The organism is Leucobacter weissii, from assembly GCF_017565745.1.
GTDB classification, from domain to species: Bacteria; Actinomycetota; Actinomycetes; order Actinomycetales; family Microbacteriaceae; genus Leucobacter; species Leucobacter weissii.
Genome location: NZ_JAGDYM010000016.1, coordinates 43491 through 66323 on the forward strand (window position 1 = coordinate 43491; position 22833 = coordinate 66323).

The 22833-nt window shown below is 70.1% G+C and carries 20 protein-coding genes; 7 read left to right on the forward strand and 13 right to left on the reverse strand.

From position 1 onward, the window contains the following. Positions 1-104 precede the first annotated feature (104 nt). Positions 105-1979: an ABC-F family ATP-binding cassette domain-containing protein gene (locus tag J4H92_RS13640; protein ID WP_208098740.1), complete on the forward strand. Its 1875-nt coding sequence runs from the start codon at positions 105-107 to the stop codon at positions 1977-1979. 7 nt (positions 1980-1986) lie between these two features. Here J4H92_RS13640 and J4H92_RS13645 read toward each other — a convergent pair whose 3' ends face one another. Then, complete coding sequence (locus tag J4H92_RS13645; RefSeq protein ID WP_208098741.1) at positions 1987-6744, reverse strand: choice-of-anchor M domain-containing protein; 4758 nt, start codon at positions 6742-6744, stop codon at positions 1987-1989. A gap of 471 nt (positions 6745-7215) precedes the next feature. On the opposite strand from J4H92_RS13645, the gene J4H92_RS13650 reads away from it, so the two are divergent. The 4 genes from J4H92_RS13650 (at position 7216) to J4H92_RS13665 (ending at position 10002) form a co-directional block, all read left to right on the forward strand. Continuing rightward, on the forward strand, positions 7216-7701 hold the full coding sequence (locus J4H92_RS13650) for a group I truncated hemoglobin (RefSeq protein WP_208098742.1): 486 nt from the start codon (positions 7216-7218) through the stop codon (positions 7699-7701). Between the two features lie 12 nt (positions 7702-7713). Further along, positions 7714-7932, forward strand: coding sequence for a ferredoxin (locus tag J4H92_RS13655; protein WP_208098743.1), 219 nt, complete (start codon positions 7714-7716; stop codon positions 7930-7932). 28 nt (positions 7933-7960) lie between these two features. Next, positions 7961-8869 carry an alpha/beta hydrolase gene (locus tag J4H92_RS13660; RefSeq protein ID WP_208098744.1) on the forward strand — a complete coding sequence of 303 codons (909 nt, stop codon included), beginning with the start codon at positions 7961-7963 and terminating at the stop codon, positions 8867-8869. A gap of 101 nt (positions 8870-8970) precedes the next feature. Next, positions 8971-10002 carry an NAD(P)H-dependent amine dehydrogenase family protein gene (locus J4H92_RS13665; RefSeq protein WP_208098745.1) on the forward strand — a complete coding sequence of 344 codons (1032 nt, stop codon included), beginning with the start codon at positions 8971-8973 and terminating at the stop codon, positions 10000-10002. A gap of 31 nt (positions 10003-10033) precedes the next feature. Here J4H92_RS13665 and J4H92_RS13670 read toward each other — a convergent pair whose 3' ends face one another. The 7 genes from J4H92_RS13670 to J4H92_RS13700 form a co-directional block, all read right to left on the reverse strand. Next, a complete protein-coding gene (locus J4H92_RS13670; RefSeq protein ID WP_208098746.1) occupies positions 10034-10228 on the reverse strand; it encodes a hypothetical protein in 195 nt (64 codons plus the stop codon). A 31-nt stretch (positions 10229-10259) separates the two neighbouring features. Further along, positions 10260-10949, reverse strand: a complete 690-nt coding sequence (locus tag J4H92_RS13675) for a DsbA family oxidoreductase (RefSeq protein WP_208098747.1) — start codon at positions 10947-10949, stop codon at positions 10260-10262. A gap of 217 nt (positions 10950-11166) precedes the next feature. Then, the gene (locus J4H92_RS13680; RefSeq protein WP_208098748.1) at positions 11167-12105 is read right to left on the reverse strand and encodes a 4-(cytidine 5'-diphospho)-2-C-methyl-D-erythritol kinase; all 939 of its coding nucleotides are present in this window, start codon (positions 12103-12105) and stop codon (positions 11167-11169) included. A 9-nt stretch (positions 12106-12114) separates the two neighbouring features. Further along, on the reverse strand, positions 12115-12990 hold the full coding sequence (gene rsmA / locus J4H92_RS13685) for a 16S rRNA (adenine(1518)-N(6)/adenine(1519)-N(6))-dimethyltransferase RsmA (protein ID WP_341783120.1): 876 nt from the start codon (positions 12988-12990) through the stop codon (positions 12115-12117). Positions 12991-13136: 146 nt separating this feature from the next. Continuing rightward, positions 13137-14072, reverse strand: coding sequence for a TatD family hydrolase (locus tag J4H92_RS13690; RefSeq protein ID WP_208098750.1), 936 nt, complete (start codon positions 14070-14072; stop codon positions 13137-13139). After that, positions 14069-15664 carry a methionine--tRNA ligase gene (gene metG / locus J4H92_RS13695; RefSeq protein ID WP_208098751.1) on the reverse strand — a complete coding sequence of 532 codons (1596 nt, stop codon included), beginning with the start codon at positions 15662-15664 and terminating at the stop codon, positions 14069-14071. The genes J4H92_RS13690 and metG overlap by 4 nt, the downstream gene beginning before the upstream one ends. A gap of 143 nt (positions 15665-15807) precedes the next feature. Then, complete coding sequence (locus J4H92_RS13700; protein ID WP_208098752.1) at positions 15808-16287, reverse strand: OsmC family protein; 480 nt, start codon at positions 16285-16287, stop codon at positions 15808-15810. 101 nt (positions 16288-16388) lie between these two features. On the opposite strand from J4H92_RS13700, the gene J4H92_RS13705 reads away from it, so the two are divergent. Beyond that, entirely contained in the window at positions 16389-17732 is a 1344-nt protein-coding gene (locus J4H92_RS13705) for an aminotransferase class III-fold pyridoxal phosphate-dependent enzyme (protein WP_208098753.1), read from the forward strand. Positions 17733-17745: 13 nt separating this feature from the next. Here J4H92_RS13705 and J4H92_RS13710 read toward each other — a convergent pair whose 3' ends face one another. The 3 genes from J4H92_RS13710 to J4H92_RS13720 are packed head-to-tail and all read right to left on the reverse strand — an operon-like array spanning position 17746 to position 20431. Continuing rightward, positions 17746-18660 carry a PP2C family protein-serine/threonine phosphatase gene (locus tag J4H92_RS13710; protein WP_208098754.1) on the reverse strand — a complete coding sequence of 305 codons (915 nt, stop codon included), beginning with the start codon at positions 18658-18660 and terminating at the stop codon, positions 17746-17748. 54 nt (positions 18661-18714) lie between these two features. Continuing rightward, positions 18715-19491 carry a YaaA family protein gene (locus J4H92_RS13715; RefSeq protein ID WP_208098755.1) on the reverse strand — a complete coding sequence of 259 codons (777 nt, stop codon included), beginning with the start codon at positions 19489-19491 and terminating at the stop codon, positions 18715-18717. A gap of 37 nt (positions 19492-19528) precedes the next feature. Beyond that, on the reverse strand, positions 19529-20431 hold the full coding sequence (locus tag J4H92_RS13720) for a DMT family transporter (protein WP_208098756.1): 903 nt from the start codon (positions 20429-20431) through the stop codon (positions 19529-19531). Between the two features lie 45 nt (positions 20432-20476). Here J4H92_RS13720 and J4H92_RS13725 point away from each other — a divergent pair, with 45 nt between their 5' ends. Next, positions 20477-20974 (forward strand): CGNR zinc finger domain-containing protein, encoded by a 498-nt coding sequence (locus tag J4H92_RS13725; protein ID WP_208098757.1) that lies wholly within the window; start codon positions 20477-20479, stop codon positions 20972-20974. 136 nt (positions 20975-21110) lie between these two features. Here J4H92_RS13725 and J4H92_RS13730 read toward each other — a convergent pair whose 3' ends face one another. Next, entirely contained in the window at positions 21111-21371 is a 261-nt protein-coding gene (locus tag J4H92_RS13730; RefSeq protein WP_208098758.1) for a F0F1 ATP synthase subunit epsilon, read from the reverse strand. 2 nt (positions 21372-21373) lie between these two features. Then, a complete protein-coding gene (atpD, locus tag J4H92_RS13735; protein WP_208098759.1) occupies positions 21374-22819 on the reverse strand; it encodes a F0F1 ATP synthase subunit beta in 1446 nt (481 codons plus the stop codon). Positions 22820-22833 lie beyond the last annotated feature (14 nt).

Genomic DNA, 22833 nt, shown 5'->3' on the forward strand with positions numbered 1-22833 from the left:
CCCCCATAAATATTGGCGGGACGAACCCGCATCGACGCGCCGGGGCGACAGGTGGGCTGCGCGGCGGCGAGCGCGCAGCGGACGCGCGTATCCTGGAGGACGATATGGCACATCTTCTCGGGGCCGAAGCCCTGCATCTCGAATACCCGACCAAAGTGGTCTTCGACTCCGTGACCCTCGGCGTGAACGAGGGCGATCGGATCGGGATCGTGGGCCGCAACGGCGACGGCAAGTCCAGCCTCCTCGGCATGCTCTCCGGCCGCATCGAGCCGGACTCCGGTCGGGTGACCCGCCGGGGCGGCGTGCGCCTGGGCGTGCTCGACCAGGCCGACACGCTGAACGACGATGAGACCGTGGGGCACGCCATCGTCGGCACCCGCCCCGAGCACGAGTGGGCGGGCGATCCGAAGGTGCGCGATGTGATCGCCGGGCTCGTCTCCGATCTCCCCTGGGACGCCCCGATCGGCACCCTCTCAGGCGGTCAGCGGCGTCGGGTCGCTCTGGCGACCCTCCTCGTGGGCGAATGGGACATCATCGCCCTGGATGAGCCCACCAACCACCTCGACGTGGAGGGCATCGCCTGGCTCGCCCAGCATCTGCGCTCCCGATGGCCGAGGAACGCGGGCGGGCTGCTGATGGTCACGCACGACCGCTGGTTCCTCGACGAGGTCGCGGGCATCACCTGGGAGGTGCACGACCGGGTCGTGGAGCCCTTCGAGGGCGGCTACGCGGCGTACATCCTGCAGCGGGTGGAACGGGACCGCCAGGCCGCCGCGATCGAGCAGAAGCGGCAGAACCTCGCACGCAAGGAACTGGCGTGGCTGCGCCGCGGAGCCCCGGCGCGCACCTCGAAGCCGAAGTTCCGCATCGACGCGGCCAACGCGCTCATCGCCGACGTGCCGCCGGCGCGCAACCCCGTCGAGCTCTCGCGCATGGCGACCGCGCGCCTCGGCAAGGAGGTGATCGACCTGGTCGACGCCGGCGTCGCCTTCGGCGAGGGCGCCGCTCGCCGCGAGGTGCTGCGCGACATCGAGTGGCGGATCGCTCCGGGCGAGCGCACCGCGGTCATGGGCGCGAACGGGGCCGGCAAGTCGACGCTGCTCGCCCTGATCTCGGGGGTCCTCGCGCCGACCGCGGGGCGGGTGAAGCGGGGCAAGACCGTGAAGCTCGCGATCCTCGACCAGCAGTTCTCGGAGCTCGAGGAGATCGCCCACGAGCGCGTGCGGGAGGTCCTGGCGCGCACCAAGACGAGCTATGTGACCGACGGCAAGGAGCTGACCCCGGCCCAGTTGCTCGAGCGCCTGGGCTTCGCCCGCGAGCACCTCTCGGCCCGCGTGGGCGAGCTCTCGGGCGGGCAGAAGCGGCGCCTGCAGCTGCTGCTCGTGCTGCTCTCCGAGCCGAACTTCCTCGTGCTCGACGAGCCGACGAACGACCTCGACACCGACATGCTCGCCGCGATGGAGGATCTGCTCGACTCGTGGCCCGGCACCCTCATCGTCGTGTCGCACGACCGGTACTTCCTGGAGCGCGTCACGGATCAGCAGTACGCGATCCTGCCGGGGAGCGACGGGGCCGGCCGCCTGCGCCACCTGCCCGGCGGCGTCGACGAGTACCTGAGGCTGCGGGCCGGCGAGACGATCGGGGGAGGCCGTGCCCTTCGACCAGCTCAGGGAACGGGGACCGCGCCGCTCCCTGAGCCTGTCGACGGGGGCGGCGCGGTACCCCCGCCCGTCGACGGGCACGGCGCATCCACGCTGTCGGGCGCCGAGCGCCGCGCCGCCGAGAAGGAGCTCGCCTCGGTCGAGCGGCGGATGGAGAAGCTGCAGCAGAAGATCGCGACGGATCGCGACGGCCTCGCCGCGTTCGACCAGAGCGACTACGCCCTGCTGAACGCGGAGATGGCGACGATCACCGCGCTCGAGGACGAGGTCGCCGCGCTCGAGGAGCGCTGGCTCGAGCTCTCCGCGCTGCTGGAGTGACCGCGGGTCAGCCGACCAGCCGTCTCGCCGTCGCTCCGGCCACGCGGGCGTCACCGCGATACGTCACCCGCACGCTCTTCTTGCCGGGCACGGCCCCGGTGCGCGTCGTGAGCCGCACCGTCGCCTTCCCGTTCTTCAGCCGCACGGTCTTCGACGCGCCGGCGAACCGCACCGTCGCCGCGCCGCCCGGTTTCACGCCGTGAGCGGCCACCCGCACGGAGAACACCGCGGTCTTCCCGCGCTTCACCCCGCGCTTCGTGGCCTTCCACGGCTTCACCGAGACCTTTGCACGCGCCTTCGCCACGTTCACACGCACCGTCTTGACGGACGGACGGAACGCATCGGCGACACCCGGGTAGCTCACCCGCACCGATCGTGCGCCCGGCCGCAGCGCCGTCTTCGGCAGCACGAGGGTGGCCCTCCCGTTCTTGAGCGCGGCCGACACGCTCCGCGAGCCGACCCGCGCGGTCACCCGCCCGGTCGCCCGCGTCTCGGCTCCGGTGGACACGGCCACCTCGAGCTTCGCCGACCTGCCGTACACCTGCTTCGCCGAGCCCGCGACGATCGTGGTGGTCAGCGGTCGAGTCTCGGGCTCGGGCTCGGGCTCGGGCTCGGGCTCGGGCTCGGGCTCGGGCTCGGGCTCGGGCTCGGGCTCGGGAGCAGGATCCACCGTCACGGTCGTCGTCTCCGTCGACACCCCGGCGTGCCGGTCGAGCGCCGCGGGCAGGAAGCGCGCGCTGACGGCGTGCGCCCCCTCCGCGAGCTCGGTCTCCAGCCGAGCGCTCCCCTCGTCTACGGGCGCGTATCCGATCACCTGCGCGTCGCCGTCGCGGAATTCCACGTACCCCGCGGCGGCGGGATCCACCGTGGCGGCGAGCGCGGTGGACCCCACGGCACCGGCCGACTCGGAGACGCCCAGCCCGGGAGCCGAGGCGAGATCCCCGATCACCCAGGTGTAGACCACCACGGGGGACTCCACCGCGGTGCCATCGGCGAGTTCGGCGGTGGCCTTCACGTGCAGCTTGTACGTGCCCGTCGCCGTGAAGGCCCAGGTGAAGTGGTTGTGGGTGCCCGTGCCGAACGGCGTGCTCCCGTACTGCTCGCGCTCGGCGCTGCTGAACATCCGCCACGGCGACGAGTTCGCCGTCAGCAATCCGTCGAAGATCTCGACCCGGCCGCCCTCGGGCGCCTCCACGTCGACCAGGTGCACGTCGATGCGGTTGTCCTTGAGCGCTCCGCTCGGGATCGACTCGGTCTCGAGCCCCGCGTAGAGGAACGGCGTCGCATCGCTCGCGGAGGGCGCGATCCAGACGGTGTCGCCCGGGCTGCCCAGGAAGGCGAGCTGCGGGTTGTCGGGCACCGCCTGCCTGCCGCCCTTCGCGCCGAAGATGCTGGTGCTGACGATATCTGGCACATGCAGCACGGTCTCCGCGGGATCGAGCTGCTCGCGGTTGTTGCCGTACTTGACGAGCGGCGTCTTGGAGGTCCCGTCGAGGTCGATCCGCGTGCCGAGGCGAAGCGCTCCCTCGTCGAGCCGCACGCTGATCGCGTCCACGTGCTCGTGGTCGACCACGGTGCGCTGCCAGGATCCGCGGGGAGCCCCCGCGACGATCTCGACCGGCACGCTGATCGTCGGCAGCGACGCCGAGTCCGCGTAGTTCGGCGATGCGGAGACGAACTCCGCGCGCAGGAGGTGTTCGCCCAGCGGCAGGTCGTCGACGTTCGCGTGGAAGCGCCCGTTCACGGCGTCGCCCTCGGCGATCGGCTCCTCCCCGCTGAAGATCTTCAGCCGGCCCTCGGCTCCGGCGGGCGCGACCGCCGCCGCGACGGTGAGCTCCTGCCCGAGCGCGGCCTCCCCGAGGCTCGACGCCACGACCACGTTGGTGCTCGCCGGAGCGACATCGACCGTGCGCGGTTCCGAGTCGGACGGGCCGTAGCCGGACTCGGCGGGCGGCAGATACCGCGCCGTGAACACGGCCTCCCCGAGAGAGGACGCGGTCGTGGTAAGGGTGGCCCGGCTCAGCGTGCGGCTCGTCACCGCGCTCTGCCCGATCTTCTCGGCGTCCTCGCCGCTGCCGCGATAGAACTCGACCACGCCGCCCACGCCGAGCGGCGCTGCGGCGGTGCCTCCGCGCGGGTTGACCACCGCGGTCAGCGTGATGGTGCCGCCGAAGCGGGGCGACGCTGGCGAGGCGGTGAAGGTCTGGAAACTCGTCGGCAACGGGGCCGGCGGCTCGACGGCAAGGGTCACGGCCGGTGACGGACCGTAGGCGATCTCGCCGGTCGGTTTCAGGATCGAGACCCGGTACTGCGCCCCGTCGTCGGCGATCGCTGCGGCGAACGACAGCTCCGGACCGGTCTCGCCCGCGATCGCGGACCATTCGTCGGAGCCGGAGGCCCGCTTCTCCCACCGGTGCGCGGTGAGCACGGTCGCCCCGTTCGACGGGAGCTCCCGGGCGAGCGCGACGGTCTCGCCTACGACCTTCGACGTCTCGCCCGCGATCGCGGGCTGCTGACGCGCCGCCGCGCCGTGATCGTCGATCCCGATCGTGCGGGGCTCGGCTGCGATCGGCGGGGCCGTCTCGTCACCTGGCACGAGGCGCACGCGCAGCTGCACGCCGTGCAGCGCCTGCTCGGCGACCACCGAGAACGCGGCGCCCTCCGCGCCGGGAATCGGCGTCCACTCCTCGGCTCCGGGCCACAACCACTCCCAGACCAGTTCGTCGTCGGGCAGGGGCGCCGGATCCACCGTGGCCGTCAGGTTCACGCTCTCGCCCTGATGATAGTGACCGGCGAGGAGGCTCAGCATGACGACCTGCGAATCGACGTCGTCGGTCACCGCGAGCCTCGCGGTGGTGCCGAACACCGACACGCCCTGTTTGAAGGCCTGGAGTCTCAGCGTTCCGCCGTCGTGCTCGGCTTTGCTCAGGCCTGCCCTGGTGAGTTCGGGGGAACTCTCGCCGGAGCTCCAGGTCTGCCAGGGCTGACCCGAGCCGGCGCGGAACGACCATCCCCAGGTCCAATCGTCGCCCACGAGCCCGGGGTGGACGGTCGCGCTCGCGTGCAGCGTGCCGCCCTCTCGATAGAGGGGGCTCAGTCCCTGTATCTGCAACTCGGGCGTCTTGGCCTGGATCAGGATGGCCGTGCTCCGGGCGATGACCGCGCCGTCGCGCACGAGCTGGGCGTAGTAGAACATCGCCGCAGAGTTGACCGGGGCGAAGGTCGTGACGCCGGGCTCCGTCTCGGCATGCAGGCCGATCAGCGGCCTGGGCGGCGTGCCGTAGCGGTAATCCGCGGGATACGTCGTCGAGCCGGACCGGACGTAGTATTCGAACGATTCGCCCTCGGCGAGCTCCCGGCCCCCCACCGCGAAGCCCAGTTCGTCACCCAGATGGATATCAGACCCGAAGCCGTCGGTCCGCTCGAGCGTGAGACGCGCACCATCCACGGGTTCGACCGCGAGGGGAATCCACGGCGTCTGCGCCACGACGGTGTTCGCGGTCCCCTCGATCACCTGCACCGAGATCTCCGTGGCGTCGTCGAGAGCCTGGACCTGCGCGCTGTACGCGGCGCTCATGCCGAGCTGCAGGTTGTACCCCGGGAGTTCCCCGGCGCCGGTCTGGCGCCCGATCCAGCGGAACCGCTGGCCTTCGCCGAGGGTGTACCCGATGACCTGCGCGCTCAGCGTATCGCCGACCCGGTAGCCGCTCTCCACGCCCTCGATCCGGAACGGCACGCCGCCGACCTCAGTCACGGTGATCGTCACCGGTTCGGAGGCGGAGTCCGTCGTGAAGTTCGCGATCCTCGGCACGAAGCGCGCCGTGATCCCGTGCGATCCGATGGGCAGGGTGTCGACGGTCAGCGCCGCGGCGCCGTCGACGACCGCTTCGTGCCCGAGCACGGTCGAGCCGTTGCGGAACTCGACGTAGCCCTCGGCCGACGCCGGCGCGACGGTCGCGCTCAGCTCGACGGGGGTGCCCGCCTCCACGGTGCCGGCTCCCACGACTTCCAGGGCGGTCTCGGTCGCGGTCTCCTCCGGCAGCGCCCCGGCCCAGAAGGAGTACACGGCGGTGTCCGAGACGGTGGCGCCGCCGATCTTCGCCGACGCCTCGACGGTCAGCCGGTAGAGCCCGGGTTCCGTGAAGGCCCAGTTGGCGTGCTGATGGGCCCGGCCGATCTCGAAGGCATCGAGACCGGCGTCCTGGGTGGACCAGAGACGCTCCGCACCGTCGTCCCCGCCGAGGTAGAGCTCGAACTCGCCGCCGGCGGGCCGCTCTACCGAGACCAGACGGAAGCTCGTCCGATCCCCGTCGACTCCGCCCGCGGGGACCGAATCGGTCGAGAAGCCCGGCCAGAGCCGGGTGTAGCCGTCCGGGCCGCTCGGGCTCGACTGCGGGGCGATCCACACGTCGCTGCCGACCGGCGCGATGAAGTCGTTGCCGGCCGGCACGGTCTTGCGCGCGGCGTCGCTGACGTGGAACAGCACCGACGCGGGATCCAGCCTGGTGCCGGCGCCCTCGGGCACATCGGCCTTGGTCGCGAGCGCGAGTTCCCCCTCGTCGATGAAGGTCGAGACGGCGTCGGTGTGCACGCGATCGAGCACGCGGTAGTCGGTGGGCGCGGGGGCGGCGCCGGGCGCCGCGACCGCCGCGCCGGCGGGCACCAGCAGCCCGGAGAGCATCACCGCGAGTGCGGTGAACCAGGCGGCGGACCGCCCGAGTCCGCGGCTCCGCTCGGGCGCGCGATAGATGGATGGAGAACTCATCGAAGGCCTCGGCTTCCTGGAGGGCTCGGCTCCGCCTGAGAGGAGGAACTCATAGGTTAGTGATAATCGTTATCAGAAAAGCTATACGGGATCACTCCCTCCGTCAACTCGACCGATGCGCATCCCTGGCCCCGATGCACCGCCGGGTTCGCCCACTGACTGCCCGCCCTCCGTGGCCGCAGGAGTCCCGGATTCGCCTTTCCACCCGGTCCTGCTACGCTCTCGACTATCGGGCCATGCCCCCGCCCGGTCATGCCCTCGAGACATACCATCCACCGCCGGGATCCCGCCCCGAAACTCCGGATCAGGAGTGTCGCCTTTGCACATTCTTGCTCCGCGGAATAGCGATTCTGCACACCTGCCGCCGGGCCCTCCGGATCTACAGTGATCCCGAACGAGGTGCAGCGCCGCACACCGTTCCGCAACCCGGCCGCAACGAGGCGGCGGGGAGAACCGATGGTTGGAGTAGACATGACCGAACAGGCGAGCCTTTACGATCGACTCGGGGGCAGGGAAGCACTTCAGACATTCGCGTCCGTCGTCGTGAAGCGCGCGATGCTGGACGATACGATCGGCCACATCTGGAACCACGCGACGGAGTACAGCGTGCAGCGGGAGATCAACGGATTCGTCGACTGGATGTCCGAGCACTGGGGCGGTCCGGACAAGTATCACGGACCGGACATGGCGACCATCCATCGCGGCATGGGCATCACCGAGGAGTACTGGGATGCGCTCTTCGTGATCATCGACAACGCCTACGAGGAGTTCGGACTCGCGCCGGAGCTCGTTGAGGAGGTCGACGCCTATCTGCGATCCTTCAAGCCGGCGATCGTCGGCAGCCCGACACTCCGCAACGTGGCGAAGGAGCACCCGGACATGGACGTCATGGACGGCATCAAGAGCGTCGGCGTGGTGTGGCCGGCTCCCCAGCAACCCGCCCGAGCCGCGTCCTGAGCCAGGTCGCCGATGAGCGAGAACGAGTGGCAGGTCAGCGTGTCGGGCAGATGCATCGGAGCGGGCCTGTGCCTGGCGATCGCCCCGGATCACTTCCGGCTCGACGGGATCCGCGCGCAGAGCACGGGGACGGTCACCGGGCAGGAAGCGCACGACCTCGTCGTGTCGGCGGCGGGAGTGTGCCCCGCCCGTGCCATCACCATGACCCCGGCGCACGCCGCGGCAGAGTAGCCGAGTCGGAAGGGCGAAGGAAACTCGCATGGTGAGTCAAGAGAACGCGCGTTCCCGCGAACTTTGGGAGCAACTGGTCGAATCACTGGCACCAACCGGACCGGAGCCGTTGACCGTCGACGAACTGCGTGCCGGCTTCGACACATGGGCGGAGGAATCGATCCCGGTGCCGGATGACGCCCGAGTCGAAGCCGTCGATGCAGATGGGGTTCCATGCCTGTGGACCAGAGCACCGGACACCTCGGATGCACGCACGATCATCTACTTCCACGGTGGAGGATACGTGTTGGGATCCGCAACGGCCTATCAAGGCTTCGGGGTCGAGCTCTCCCGCGCGGCCGACGCGCGCGTGCTTGTCGTCGACTATCGTCGCGCACCGGAGCATCCGCATCCTGCTGCGATCAACGACGCGGTGATGGCCTACGGCTGGCTGGTGCGGAACGGCGTGCCTCCGGGAGAGATCGTCGTCGCCGGGGACTCTGCGGGGGCCGGGCTCACGATGGCCCTCCTCGTGTCGATTCGCGACAGCGGCGACGCACTCCCCGCGGGTGGGATTCCCATCTCGCCGTGGGTGGACATGACCTTCTCCGGCAGGTCCTACCACGACCGGGCCGAGGCGGATCCGATCATCTCGAGGGAGTTGCTCGGTCAGATGGCCGAACTGTGGCTCGGCGAGCAGGATCCTCGTGATGTCCGGGCGTCGCCGCTGTTCGCCGATCTGCGCGGGCTCCCGCCGTTGTCGATCTTCATCGGCACCGCGGAGAGCCTGTACGACGAGTCGATCGCGCTCTACGAACGGGCGCGGGCCGCGGGAGTCGCAACCGAGTTGCACCGCGCAGAGGGCATGTTCCACATCTGGCCCGTGATGAACTCGTTCCTTCCTGAGGCGCGCACCGCGGTAGAACAAATCGGGGAGTTCGTGAAGAAGCACACCTGACGCTCATTCACGCCGGCATCACATCAACGGTGAGGTCGAGCGGCGCTCGGAGTCGCGCGCCGCTCGACCTCTCTCGAATCAGAAGCACAGAGGAGTCATCTATGAGAAAAATACGAGCGGTCGTCTACGGCGTCGGGAGGATGGGATCCATCTCGACCCGCCTCATGCTCGAGCACGGAGTGGAGATCGTCGGAGCGATATCGCAGAGTCCCCAGAAGGTCGGGCGCGACCTCGGCGACGTCGCCGGGCTGGGCTTTCAGACCAATGTGACGGTCGAACGCGACGCGGAGGCGGTGCTGAGCCAGTTGCGGCCCGATATCGCCATCGTCACCGTGAGCAGCTACCTGGCCGACATGTACGAGCATCTGCACCGCTGCGCCGACCACGGAGTGAACGCCATCACGCTGGCAGAGGAGGCTTTCTATCCGTGGCGGACCTCGCCCCGGATGACCGCAGCACTCGATGCACTCGCCAAAGAGCGCGGCGTCACGCTCACCGGCTCGGGCCAGCAGGACGTCTACTGGATGAACCTCGTCAGCCTGATGATGGGCACGTCGCATCGAATCGACTCGGTCGTGGGTCGCGTGAGCTGGAACGTCGACGATTACGGCCCGGAGGTCGCAAAGGATCAGCGGGTCGGCGACACACTGGAACAGTTCGAGGGCTTCCTGTCGCGCGGCGACCGTCCTCCGACGTTCGGAAGGAACACCCTGGATGCCCTGGTGGCCGGCACCGGCCTGCGCGTCTCCGCGATCGAGAACCACACGCGGCCCGAGACCGCGACCACGGAACTCTACTCGAGCACGCTGGACCTGCGCATCCCGGCAGGAGAGGTCATCGGCTTCACCGACATCGACACGATCAGAACGGTCGAGGGCCCCGTCTTCACCTTCGAGATGACCGGCTCGGTCTACGCCGAGGGGCAGCGCGACGTCAACGAATGGGACATCCACGGCGAACCGGAGCTCAGCGTCGTGAATCCCGTGCTGAACACGCAGATGACCACCTGCACCTCGATGGTGAACCGTATCCCCGACGTTCTCAACGCCCCGCCGGGGTACGTGACCGTGGATCGGCTGCCGCAGTTGAAGTACCGGGCGTTTCCTCTCGGATCCTACGTCGAGGCGGGGTGACGGACCCGCCGAGCCAGCTGCTGCGGCGTCGTCAGACGCTGCAGCAGCTCCCGCCGCAGCAGCTCCCGCCCGCCTCCTGCTCATTGAGCAGGTTGATGATCTCCGCGCTCTCCGCCGAAGCCGCTCCGGCCACGCCGGAAAACGCCGATGCGGCCCCGGCGATGCCCGCCTCCGGGCTCAGGCCGAGGGCGTCATCCTGGTTCGTGGTCCTGGTGCTCTCGCTCATGATCGCCCCTCTCAACTCGTTCTCGAAAAGATTATGACGCATCGACCTGCGGGGCGGGAGCCGCCTCGCTGAGGCCGCGCACCCGACCCAGCACGTCCGCGAAGACCTCGGCGGTCTGGGCGCCGGAGACCGCGAACTTCTGCTCGAAGAGGAAGAAGGGCACGCCGTTCGCGCCGAGCATCCGCGCTCTCGAGTTGTCGCGGTCCACCTCGGCTTCGAGCTCCTCGCTCGCCAGCGCCTCGCGCGCCTCGGCGGAGTCGAGCCCGGCCTCCACCGCGAGGCTCACGACGGTCTCGTCGTCGGACAGCTTCGCCCCCTCCGCGAAGTAGGCGCGGAAGAGCCGCTCCTGGACCTCCGACTGAAGTCCCCGGCGCTTGGCGAGGTGCAGCACCCGATGCGCGCGACGGGTGTTGGCGTGCTTCAGACGGGCGAAGTCGAAGACGAGCCCCTCCGACGCGGCGAGCCGGGTCATCTGGTCGAGCATCTGGTCCACCTGCGCACGCGGCATGCCCTTGTGCGTCGACAGGAAGTCGATCTCGCTGCCCGAGAAGTCGTCGGGCGTGTCCGGCGCGAGCTCATAGCTGTGGCTCTCGATCTCCACCTCGACGTCAGGGTGCTCGCTCCGGAACACCGCGACCCCCTCCTCGAAGCGGTGCTTGCCGATGTAGCACCAGGGACACGCGATGTCGCTCCAGACGTCGACACGGATCTTCTCGCTCATGTCCGGTACAGCGCGGGATCCCCTTCGTCTATTCCCGTCTCGGGCCCAGCCCACCGGCGTACCCCGATTTCACGAGCGCACCCCGGAATCTCGAGATCTCCGGGGCACGCCGGCGGGCAAAGCGCCGGAGCAAGAATCGGCGGAACAGCCTCGCTATTCCGCTCTGGTGATTCCACGGCGCAGGAGCGCCGGAGCAAGAATCAGCGGAACAGCCTCGCTATTCCGCTCTGGTGATTCTTGCTCCCCTCGCCGGACCGGTCGCCGTCACCGCAGAGATCCCCTCGCGGGCGAAGGCGCTCACCAGCTCCGCCGCGGCGAGCGCGTGCGGCACCAGGAAAGCGCACGTGGGCCCGGAGCCGGAGACGATGCCGGCCAGCGCGCCGTGGGACTCCCCCAGCTCGAGCACCTCGCCGAGATGCGGCGCCAGGCGCAGAGCGGCCGGCTGGAGATCGTTGTGCAGGACCTCGGCGAGCGCGACCCGGTCGCCGGACCTCACGGCCTGGATCGCGGCCGGGTCCACCTCGACTCTCTGCCGCACGGGCGGGAGGTCGCTGCGATGCCGCTCCCGATGCCGATCGAGCGCGGCGTACACCTCCGGAGTGGACAGCCCCGCGTCGGAGAACGCCAGCACCCAGTGGAACTCTCCCTTCGCCAATGCGGGGCTCAGCTGATCGCCGCGCCCCACCCCGATCGCCGTGCCCCCGGCGAGAGCGAACGGCACGTCGGCGCCGAGACGGGACGCGAGCGGTAGCAGTCCGGACCGTCCGAGCCCCGTGCCCCACAGCTCGTCGCAGGCGACGAGCGCGGCGGCCGCGTCCGCGGATCCTCCGCCCATGCCTCCCGCGATCGGCACCTGCTTGACGACGCTGAGCGCCGCCCCGCCGGGATGACCCGTCTCCGCGGCGAGCAGTCGCGCAGCGCGGATCGCGAGGTTGGAGTCGTCGACGCTCAGCCCGGAGCAGTCGATCGGGCCGCCGAACCGCACCGAGAAGCCCTCCGCGTGCTCGGCCGTCACCTCTTCGCACAGCGAGACCGCCTGATACAGCGAGGCGACATCGTGATAACCGTCCGGCTGCAGGGCTCCGACGCGGAGCAGCACGTTGATCTTGCCCGGCGCGCGCGCCGTCACGGAACCGAACCCCCGTCTACCGCCCATGGCTCAACGCTACCCGCCCGCGCCCGCGGTGCTTCCATCAGCGTCCGCGGTGTTTCCGTTCGTGTCAGCCCCGGAAGCCCGCGCGATCGCGAGATACTGCTCGATGCCCAACTGCTCGGCGCGCAGCGCCGGATCCTGCCCCGCGGCCCGGATGGCGGCCGCAGTCTCCTCGGTAGTGCCGAGGACCGGCTGCAGCGCCTGGCGCAGCATCTTGCGCCGCTGGGCGAAGGCGGCGTTCACCAGCGCGAAGACGGCCGTGCGCTCGCCCTCGTCGCCGAGGGGCGTCGCGCGGCGCTCGAAGGACACGAGCACCGAGTCCACGCCGGGAACGGGCCAGAAGACCCGTCGGCTGACGGTTCCGGCGATCCGCCACCGTCCGTACCAGGCGGCCTTCGCGCTGGGCGCGCCGTACTCCCGCCCGCCCGGGCCCGCGGCGATCCGGTGCCCCACCTCCGCCTGAACCATCACCAGACCGCCATCGAGTTCGGGCAGCAGCTCGAGCAGGTGCATGAGGATCGGCACCGAGACGTTGTAGGGCAGATTGGCGACGAGCACGGTCGGGTGGCCGGTGCCCAGATCCTCGGCCGTCAGCTCCAGCGCATCGGCGCGGATCACCCGCACGCGCGCGTCGGGCTGCATCGCCGCCACCGTGCTGGGCAGTTCGGAGGCGAGCCGGCGATCGATCTCGACCGCGGTCACCTCCGCCCCGGCCTCGGCGAGGCCGAGCGTGAGCGAACCGAGCCCGGGACCGACCTCGATCACCCGATCGCCGCGCTCCACGCCCGCGAGCCGCACGATCTTGCGGACGGTGTTCGGGTCGATCACGAAGTTCTGCCCGAGCTTCTTGGTCGGCGAGACCCCCAGCCGCTCGGCGAGCTCGCGCACCTGCGCCGGGCCGAGGAGCTTGGGGCGAAGCGTCGCTTCGTGCGCAGGATCTTCCGAGCAGGACGCATCGGGTTCTGCCTGATCCTGCCCCGAGGCCCCCGCCTCGGCGTGTCCTTCGGCCGCCCCGGCCGAGGTCCCGGAGTCAGTCACCCCGCGGCCTCGACGGGCAGGTCGACGGCCCAGGTCCCGTAGACCCGCTCCGTGTTCGCGGCGAGGCGCGCGCACAGTTCGTCGAGCGGTTCGGCGAGCACCTCGGCCATCCGGCGCACCGTGTGCGGCATGAGATACGGCGCGTTCGGGCGGCCCCGGAAGGGCTCCGGGGTGAGGAAGGGCGAGTCCGTCTCGACGAGCACCCGCGAGGGGTCGGCGACCGCGAGGGCCTCGCGCAGCGCCGGCGCGTTCTTGAAGGTCATCGTGCCCGCGAACGAGAGATACCAGCCGTGTTCGGCGCAGATCCCGGCCAGTGCCGCATCGCCGGAGAAGCAGTGGAACACGGTGCGCTCCGGGGCTCCGACGCGCAGGAGGGTCTCGACGACCGCGTCATGGGCGTCGCGGTCGTGGATCTGCAGCGCGATGCCGTTCGCCTTCGCGATCTCGATGTGCGCCTCGAACGACTCCAGCTGCGCGCTGCGCCCGTCCTCGCCGGTGCGGAAGAAGTCCAGCCCGGTCTCGCCCACAGCGCGGACCCTCGGGTGCGCCGCCAGGCGGGCGATCTCCGAGAGATGCTCGCTCAGCAGGCCGCGGTTCGCGAGCGACGGCGCCTCGTTGGGGTGCAGGGCGACGGCGGCGAGCACGCGAGGATCCCGTGCCGCGAGCTCGGCCCCCCAACGGCTCGTCTCCAGGTCGGTGCCGACCTGGACGACACCGCGCACGCCCACCGCCTGGGCACGGTCCAGCGAGTCGAGCGGATCGAGCACGTCCACGCCGTCCTCGAACTCGAGATGCGCATGATTGTCGTAGACGGGCACCGGCAGGGGCTCGGGCGACACCGGCCTGGTCAGGTCCCGCTTGCCCGAGCCGGCATCGCCGCGCTTGCGCAGCCCGCCCTGCGGCGCGCCCGAGGCGACGCCCGAATCGCTCATTTGCCCTCGTCGCTCTCGATCCGCGGGAAGAGCGCGTCGAGCGGCTGCTGCGGCGTCCCCTCCGGGAGGCGAGGCCAGCGCCCGGCCTCGCGGATCGGCTGCGCGCCCAACTCGCCCAGCGCTTGCTCGGCGCCGAGCGCCTTCCAGAGCTTCGCCGTGGCGATCGGGACGACCGGGTGCAGCAGTTCCGCGAGCGCGCGCAATCCCTCGGTGGCGGTGGCGAGCACCGTGCCCAGCCGCTCGCGCTGCGCGGGATCCTTGGCCAGCGCCCACGGCTCCTGCTCGGTGAGGTAGCCGTTGAGCGCGTCGACGAGCCTCCAGATCTCGGCGAGCGCCTCGTGGATCGCGAACGCCTCGATCCGCTCGTCGGCCGCGGCGGTGACGGCGGCGGCCAGTTCGCGGATGGCGCGATCCGGCGCCTGCTCCGCGCCGGCGGCGGGCAGCGCACCGTCGAAGTACTTCGCGTTCATCGCGAGCACGCGGCTGGCCAGATTGCCGAAGCCGTTGGCGAGTTCCGCCTGATACCTCGCGGCGAGATCCTCCCAGCTGAACGAGCCGTCCTGCCCGAAGGAGACCGCGCGCATGAAGTAGTAGCGGAAGGCGTCCGAACCGAAGGTGTCGGTGATCTCGTTCGGCGCGATGCCGGTCAGCTTCGACTTCGACATCTTCTCGCCGCCGACCAGCAGCCAGCCGTGCCCGAAGACGTGGTTCGGCACCTCGAGCCCCGCCGCCATCAGCATGGCCGGCCAGATCACGGCGTGGAAGCGCAGGATGTCCTTGCCGACGATGTGGCTGCCCGGCCAGCGCCTGGCGAACTGCGCCGCGGCCTCCGGCCCCTCACCGCCGTAACCGGTGGCGGTGATGTAGTTCAGCAGCGCGTCGAACCACACGTAGGTGACATGGGAGTCGTCCCAGGGGATCGGGATGCCCCAGTCGAAGGAGGTGCGGGAGATGGAGAGATCCTCGAGCCCCTGCTGCACGAAGGCGATCACCTCGTTGCGGGCGCTCGCGGGGCGCACGAAGTCCGGGCGCTCCTCGTAGAGCGCGAGCAGGCGGTCCTGGAACGCGCTCATCTTGAAGAAGTAGTTCTTCTCCTGCAGCAGCTCCAGCGGCTTCGAGTGGATGGCGCAGACCTTCTCGCCCGCGAAGGCGCCCTCGCCGTCGACGATCTCGCTCTTCGGCTTGAACTCCTCGCAGCCGACGCAGTAGAGCGCCTCGAACTCGCCCGCGTAGACGTGCCCCTCGTCGTAGAGCTTCTGCAGGAAGACGGCGACGCCCCGTTCGTGGCGCTCGTCGGTGGTGCGGATGAAGTCGTCGTTCGCGATGTCGATCGTGTCGAGCAGCGGTTTCCAGGCCGACTCGACCAGGCGGTCCGCCCATGCCTTCGGCTCGGTGCCGTTGGCGGTGGCGGTGCGCAGGATCTTCTGCCCGTGCTCATCGGTGCCGGTGAGCAGCCAGGTGTCGTCGCCGGCCTGACGGTGCCATCGGGCCAGCACATCGGCCGCCACCTCGGTGTAGGCGTGCCCGATGTGCGGCGCGTCGTTCACATAGAAGATCGGGGTGGTGAGGAAGAACCGCTGGTGTTCGGGCATGGGCATTATTCTATGGCCGATCCTGCCCCAGGCCCCACCCGTCACGCGATCAGGACGGTCGGCTCGTGCCGCACTGCACCGGGGCGCTCAGAGCACAGCATCGCTGTGCGCGCCGTATGCGCCGGGGCCGCCCTCGGCCCCGGTCACCTCGCGATTCGGATCTCAGGTTCATGTCTGACCGGGAAGTTCACCGAGGACGCGATGAAGCAGTGCTCCGATGCCTCGGCGTGCGCCTCGCGGGCGGCATCCGCCATCGACGCATCGGCCACGGTCACGACCGGCCGGAGCACGACCTCGGAGAAGGACCCGCCGAGTCCCTCCTGCCGCATCGTGCCCCGCGCGTCGTCGCGGTAGGCGGTGACGACGACTCCCGCGCGGACCGCCATGTGCAAGTAGGAGAGCATATGGCACTGGGCGAGCGCCGCGACGAGCAACTCCTCGGGGTTCCAGCGATCCGCATCGCCGCGGAAGGTCGGATCCGCCGAGGCCTCGATCTCGTGCTTGCCCTCCGGATCGGCGGCGCGCACGACGAGCTGACGCCCGTAGTCGCGGTAACCGCTCGTCCCCGTGCCCCGGTTGCCGAGCCACTCGATCCCGACCCGGTACTCGTGCGTGCCGCTCATACGCCCCACCCTACCTCTCCCCCGCTCCCGCTTACCGTCTGCGGCGCACCCCGAGACCGGGGAAACGAGGCGGTAACCTCCGCGGGAGTAAACTTGCGGGCATGACTGCAGACATCGAGATCGCACAGGAGCCCCGCGTCGTCACCGAGATCCCCGGCCCGCGCAGCCGCGAGCTGCACGCGAGGCGGCGGGCCGTGGTGCCGCCGGGCGTCCACAGCGTGCTGCCGGTCTACATCGAGCGCGCGCACGGCTCGATCGTCGTCGACGTCGACGGGAACCACATCGTCGACGTGTGCGGCGGCATCGGCGTCACCACCATCGGGCACACCGACGACGCCGTGGTCGCCGCGGCGACCGCGCAGCTGCAGAAGGTCACTCACACCCTCTTCACCATGACCCCCTACGAGCCGTATGTGCGTGTCGCGGAATATCTCGCGCAGCACGTTCCGGGCTCGACCGCAGCGGCCCCGTACAAGACCCTGCTGATGAACTCCGGCGCCGAAGCCGTCGAGAACGGCGTGAAGATCGCGCGGAAGCACACCGGCCGGCCGGGCATCGCGGTGCTCGAGCACGCCTATCACGGCCGCACGCTGCTCACGAGCAGCATGAACCACAAGGCGGCGCCCTACGCGCTCGGCTACGGCCCGCGCGCCGGCGACATCTACAAGGCGCCCAACTCCTATCCGCTGCGCGACGGTCTGAGCGGGCCGGAGGCCGCCGCGCGCACGATCGCGCACCTCGAGAAGTTCGCCGGGGCCGAGGATCTCGCCTGCCTCGTGGTCGAGCCGATCCAGGGCGAGGGCGGCTTCATCGTGCCCGCCGACGGGTACCTGCCGGCGCTCGCGGAGTGGTGCCGCGCGAACGGGATCGTCTTCATCGCCGACGAGGTGCAGTCGGGCATGGCCCGCACCGGCACCGTGTTCGCGATCGAGCAGTTCGGCGTGGAGCCCGACATCGTGCTCTCGGCCAAGGGCATCGCCGGCGGCCTGCCGCTCGCCGGCATCACCGGGCGCTCCGAGATCATGGACGCCTCCCAGCCCGGCGGGCTCGGCGGCACCTTCGGCGGCAACCCGGTCTCCTGCGCCGCCGCCGTCGCGGTCTTCGAGCAGATCGAGAGCGAGGGGCTGCTCGCGGAGGCCAAGCGGATCGAGGAGGTCTTCGGCGGCGGGCTGCGCGAGCTGGCGGAGCGGCACCCCGCGATCGCGGAGGTGCGCGGGCGCGGCGCGATGCTCGCGATCGAGCTGGTGAAGCCCGGCACCCTCGAGCGGGATCCGGAGCTGGTGAACCGGGTGATCGCCGAGGCCGCCCGGCGCGGCGTCCTGCTGCTCAGCGCGGGCATCCACGGCGAGGCGATCCGCTTCCTGCCGTCCCTGCAGTTCACCGACGAGCTCGCCGCCCTCGTGGTGCGCGTGCTCGACGAGACGCTCACCGCCGCCGGGGCGTAGTAGCGGACGCGCCTCAGTCGGCGACGGGCTCGGCCTCGAGCGCGCCGCCCCCGACGACCGGGGTCTCGGCCGTGTCGGCGAGCACGATGCCGCTGAGGTCCTGCGTGTCCCGATCGTCGCCGACCGCGTGCACGTCGATGACCACGGCGGTGACGTTGTCGCGGCCCGCGTTGTCGAGCGCGTGCTCCAGCAGCAGCGTCGCCGCCGCCTCCGCGGTATCCGCCTCGGAGAGGAAGTGCTGCAGGCCGATCTCGGTCAGCTCCTTCGTCAGACCGTCGGAGCAGATCAGCAGCCGCTGACCCGGGATCAGAGCGAGTTCGGCGAAGTCCGGGACCGGCTCCTCGTTGAATCCGACCGCACGGGTGATCACGTTCGCATGGGGATGGAACTCGGCCTCCTCCGGAGAGATCGCGCCCGTGTCGAGCAGGTGCTGCACGACGGAGTGGTCGACAGTGACCTGTGTGAGCGAACCGCGATAGAACTGATACACGCGGGAATCGCCGATGTTGAAGACCAGCCAGCTCGGCGCCCCGGGATCCGAGCCGAGGACCACGCCGGTGACGGTCGTGCCCGCGCCGAGCTCGCTCTCTCCAGCATTGAGCTCGATGTCCTCCACCGCGTCGCCGAGGGCCGCCTCGATGTCGGCGGGTCCGACCGCGCGGGTCCCTCCGAGATCCGCCAAGCGCCGGATCACCGCCTCCGAGGCGATCTCTCCCGCGGAATGGCCGCCCATGCCGTCCGCGACCGCGAACACGGGCGGCACCACCGCATAGCTGTCCTGATTCGTCTCGCGGCGGTGGCCGACATGGGTCACCGCGTGCCAGGAGAGCTCGACCTCCAGCTCCCGGGCGGGATCCGACGAAGTCCGCTCTCCCGGAGACGCGAACACGACGCGACGATGCGCGGCGTTCTCGCCCCTGGCGGTCATCGCGTCGTCCCCGGATTCACCCGAACAGCTTATCGCGCCGAAGGCGGTCCGGATTCACCGCGACCGGGCCGGGGCGCCGATTTCCGTAACAAGCGTGAACTCGTCATCGCCCGGTCCGGCGAGCAGTTCGAGGCCGTGAGCGCGACCCCATCCGATCAGCTCGTCCGCACCCGAGAGAGGGACGCTCGAGGACGCCAGGCGCCGCACCAGATCGCCCTTCGCCGCCTTGTTGAAGTGGTTGAGCGCCCGCACCTCTCCTCCGGGGCCGCGCTGCACGACGCTCAGGACCGACCCGCGGCCCGGCGGAAGCGGATTCAGCGCCGCATAGTCCTTCGAGCGCAGATCGAGGACCCAGCCGAGGGAGTTCCACTCGAGTCCGCGATGCGCCTCTCCCCAGACGCGCTTCAGCGGGGCGCCGAGCCCGGGCAGCCGGGATCCGGCCGACAGCCGATAGGCCGGAACGGGATCGGCCGCGGAGATCAGGCCGAACAGCGCCGACTGCACGGAGACGTGGGCGTCGACCCACTGCCGCGCCGCGGCGTCGAGCGTCTCGATGTCGATGGCGTCGTAGAGCACGCCCGTGTACCGCTCGATCGCCGGCAGCACGCCGCTCCCGGCGAGACGCAGATTGCGGGCCGCCTCGTCCCGGTTCTTGACGCCGAGCCCCAGTGCGCGAGCCGCGAGGTCCTCGTCGGCGCTCACCTCTTCGAGCGCCCTCCTCACCTCGGCGCGGGCGGGACCGAGGTCGCCCGCGCGGGAGAGGTCGGCCGGATCGAAGCTTCCTCCGCCGCCCGTTCGCTTCGTCTCGGACGGGGGCAGGAGGACATGCATCGTGATCCAATCCTACTGCGACGGGCGGGGCGCGCCGTCATGCCGCGAGCGCGAGCAGCACGCACCCGCCCAGCGCCAGGCCTATGCCGACGAGATGCGCTCGTGCGAGCCGTTCCCCGAGGACGAACCGCGCGAGGATCGCCGTCGTCACCGGGTAGAGGCATACGATCACGCCGACGACCGCGAGATCGCCGTTCCAGAGCGCGAGCATGAGCACGATGTTCGCCGCGCCCTGCAGACCGCCGGCCAGAGCGCCGAGGATCGCGCCGTGCCGGTCGAGGCGCACGGCCGTCACCACGCCGACGGAGCCCGCGATCCGACGCGCGCGCTCCGACCGGAAGACGATCGCGAGGAGCGCCCCGGTGATCACGAGCCCGCCCACCATCTCCAGGCTCGGCGCGAGCATCCCGGAGGTCGGCGGCGCCAGGTCGAGCGCGACCACCGCCAACCCGAACGCCACCCCCGCGATCGCGGCGAGCAGGAGCGCACGAGTCGTCGTGCGCACGGATCCGCGATCCCGGGCGCCGCTCCCCTCGGCCGCCCCGACCACGACGGCGCCGATGGCCGCCGTCGCCGCACCGGCCCAGGAGAGCACCGACAGCGGTTCACCGTGCACCCCCACGCCGACCACCACGGGAACGACCACCTCGGTCGCCGCCACGATCGCGGTGACGACGCCCATCGGCGCGAGCGCCAGGCTCACGTAGAAGGAGACGAACCCGACGGCGCTGCAGACCGCGGCGATGAGACCTCCGGTGATCGCGGAGGCGGAGGGCCGGCCCGGGTCCAGCAGGTGGACGATCACCAGGAGGGAGGAGGCCAGGAGATAGGTCAGCAGAGAGGTCCTGAGAGCATCCGAGCGCCGCGCGCCGAGGCCGGCGGCGAAATCGGCCGCTCCCCACAGCGCGCTGGAGAGGAACGCGAGGGCGAGACCGATCATGTAACCATCATAATGATTTGACCGGTTACATGACAGGATGGGACCATGACAGCGCACGATACGGAACTCGTCGTCGGCTTCATGAACACGATCGATCTCGAAACGGGACTCGACCTGCTCGATCGCGAGGCCTCCTACGCGGGATGGTGCCGAGAGCGATCGCTCGCACCCGGCGACCTCGATGCGGCGCGATCGGTGCGAGACGCGCTGAGGAACGCCGTCGTGCGACGCACCGGCACCGTCCGCGCGATGACCGACGGAGAGCTGCGCCCCGTGCGACTCCGCGCGACGCTGACCCCGGACGGGGTCGAGGTCGGAGGCCCCGACGCCCCCTCCGCCGTGATCGCCGCGGCGGCCAGGATCACCTCCGCGGGCCGGTGGGCGCGCGTGAAGATCTGCCCCGGAGACGACTGCGGCGAAGCGTACTACGACCGCTCCCGGAACTCCTCACGGGTCTGGTGCGACATGGCGGTCTGCGGCAACCTCGCCAAGGTGCGCGCCAACCGTGCTCGGAAGCACGATGGACCCGGCGCGAAACGCTGAACGCGTTCCGCCCTCAACCAGCTGACGCAGGAGCGCCAGCGGCGATCGCGGGAAAACGCTGATCGCGTTTTCCTCTCAACGATCTGACGCAGAAGCGCCAGCGGCGATCGCGGGAAAACGCTGATCGCGTTTTCCTCTAAACGATCGCCGCCTTTCCGGCGACGATGGTGACGGTGTCGTGATCGACGGAGAAGAACCCGCCCTCGGCGTCGACGGCGATCTTCTCGCCGCCGGACGTCGTGACGCGAACCTGGCCTTCGGCGAGCAGCGCGAGCATCGGCTCGTGCCCGCTGAGGATGCCGATCTCGCCCTCGACGGTCTTCGCGACGACCTGGGAGGCCTCGCCCGTCCAGATCTCCCGCTCCGCGGAGACGACGCTCACGTTCAGGCCGGCCATGATCAGGCGTTCTCCTTCTGGATCTGCGCCCACTTCTCCTCGACGTCGCTGATGCCGCCGACGTTGAAGAACGCCTGCTCGGCGACGTGGTCGAACTCGCCCTTCGTGATCGCGTCGAACGACTCGATCGTCTCCTTGAGCGGCACCGTCGAGCCCTCGACACCGGTGAACTTCTTCGCCATGTAGGTGTTCTGGGAGAGGAACTGCTCGATGCGGCGCGCGCGCGCGACGGTGATCTTGTCCTCCTCGGAGAGCTCGTCGACGCCGAGGATCGCGATGATCTCCTGCAGCTCCTTGTTCTTCTGCAGGATCTGCTTCACCGAGGTCGCCACGCGGTAGTGATCCTCGCCCAAGTAGCGGGGGTCGAGGATGCGCGAGGTCGAGGTGAGCGGATCGACCGCGGGGTACAGACCCTTCGAGGCGATCGCACGCGACAGCTCGGTGGTCGCGTCCAGGTGCGCGAAGGTCGTCGCGGGAGCCGGGTCGGTGTAGTCGTCGGCGGGCACGTAGATGGCCTGCAGCGAGGTGATCGAGTGGCCTCGGGTCGAGGTGATGCGCTCCTGCAGGACGCCCATCTCGTCGGCGAGGTTCGGCTGGTAGCCCACCGCGGAGGGCATGCGTCCGAGCAGCGTCGACACCTCGGAACCGGCCTGCGTGAAGCGGAAGATGTTGTCGATGAAGAGGAGCACGTCCTGCTTCTGCACATCGCGGAAGTACTCGGCCATGGTCAGGGCCGACAGCGCGACGCGGAGACGAGTTCCCGGCGGCTCGTCCATCTGGCCGAACACCAGGGCGGTCTTGTCGAACACGCCCGCCTCGTCCATCTCGTGGATGAGGTCGTTGCCCTCACGGGTGCGCTCGCCCACGCCGGCGAAGACCGAGACGCCGCCGTGATCCTGGGCGACGCGCTGGATCATCTCCTGGATGAGCACCGTCTTGCCCACGCCGGCGCCGCCGAAGAGGCCGATCTTGCCGCCCTGCACGTAGGGGGTCAGCAGATCGATGACCTTGATGCCGGTCTCGAAGAGCTGCGTCTTCGACTCGAGCTGATCGAAGGCCGGGGGCTCGCGGTGGATGCTCCAGCGCTCCGTCGCCTCGAAGGTCTCGCCATCGGGGAGGTTGAGCACGTCGCCGGTCACGTTGAAGACCTTGCCCTTGGTGACATCGCCGACCGGGACGGTGATCGAGTCGCCGGTGTCGATGACCTCCTGGCCGCGGACCAGACCGTCGGTGGGCTTCAGCGCGATGGCGCGCACCAGGTTGTCGCCGAGGTGCTGCGCGACCTCGAGCACGAGCTTCAGCGGCTCCTGGTCATCGCTGAACTCGATGGTGGTCTGGAGCGCGTTGTACACGGCGGGAATCGCGTCGTGCGGGAACTCGATGTCGACGACGGGGCCGGTGACGCGGGCGATGCGCCCGGCAACCTGAGTGCTGGCCTTCTCGGTCATGGTGTTCTCTCTCT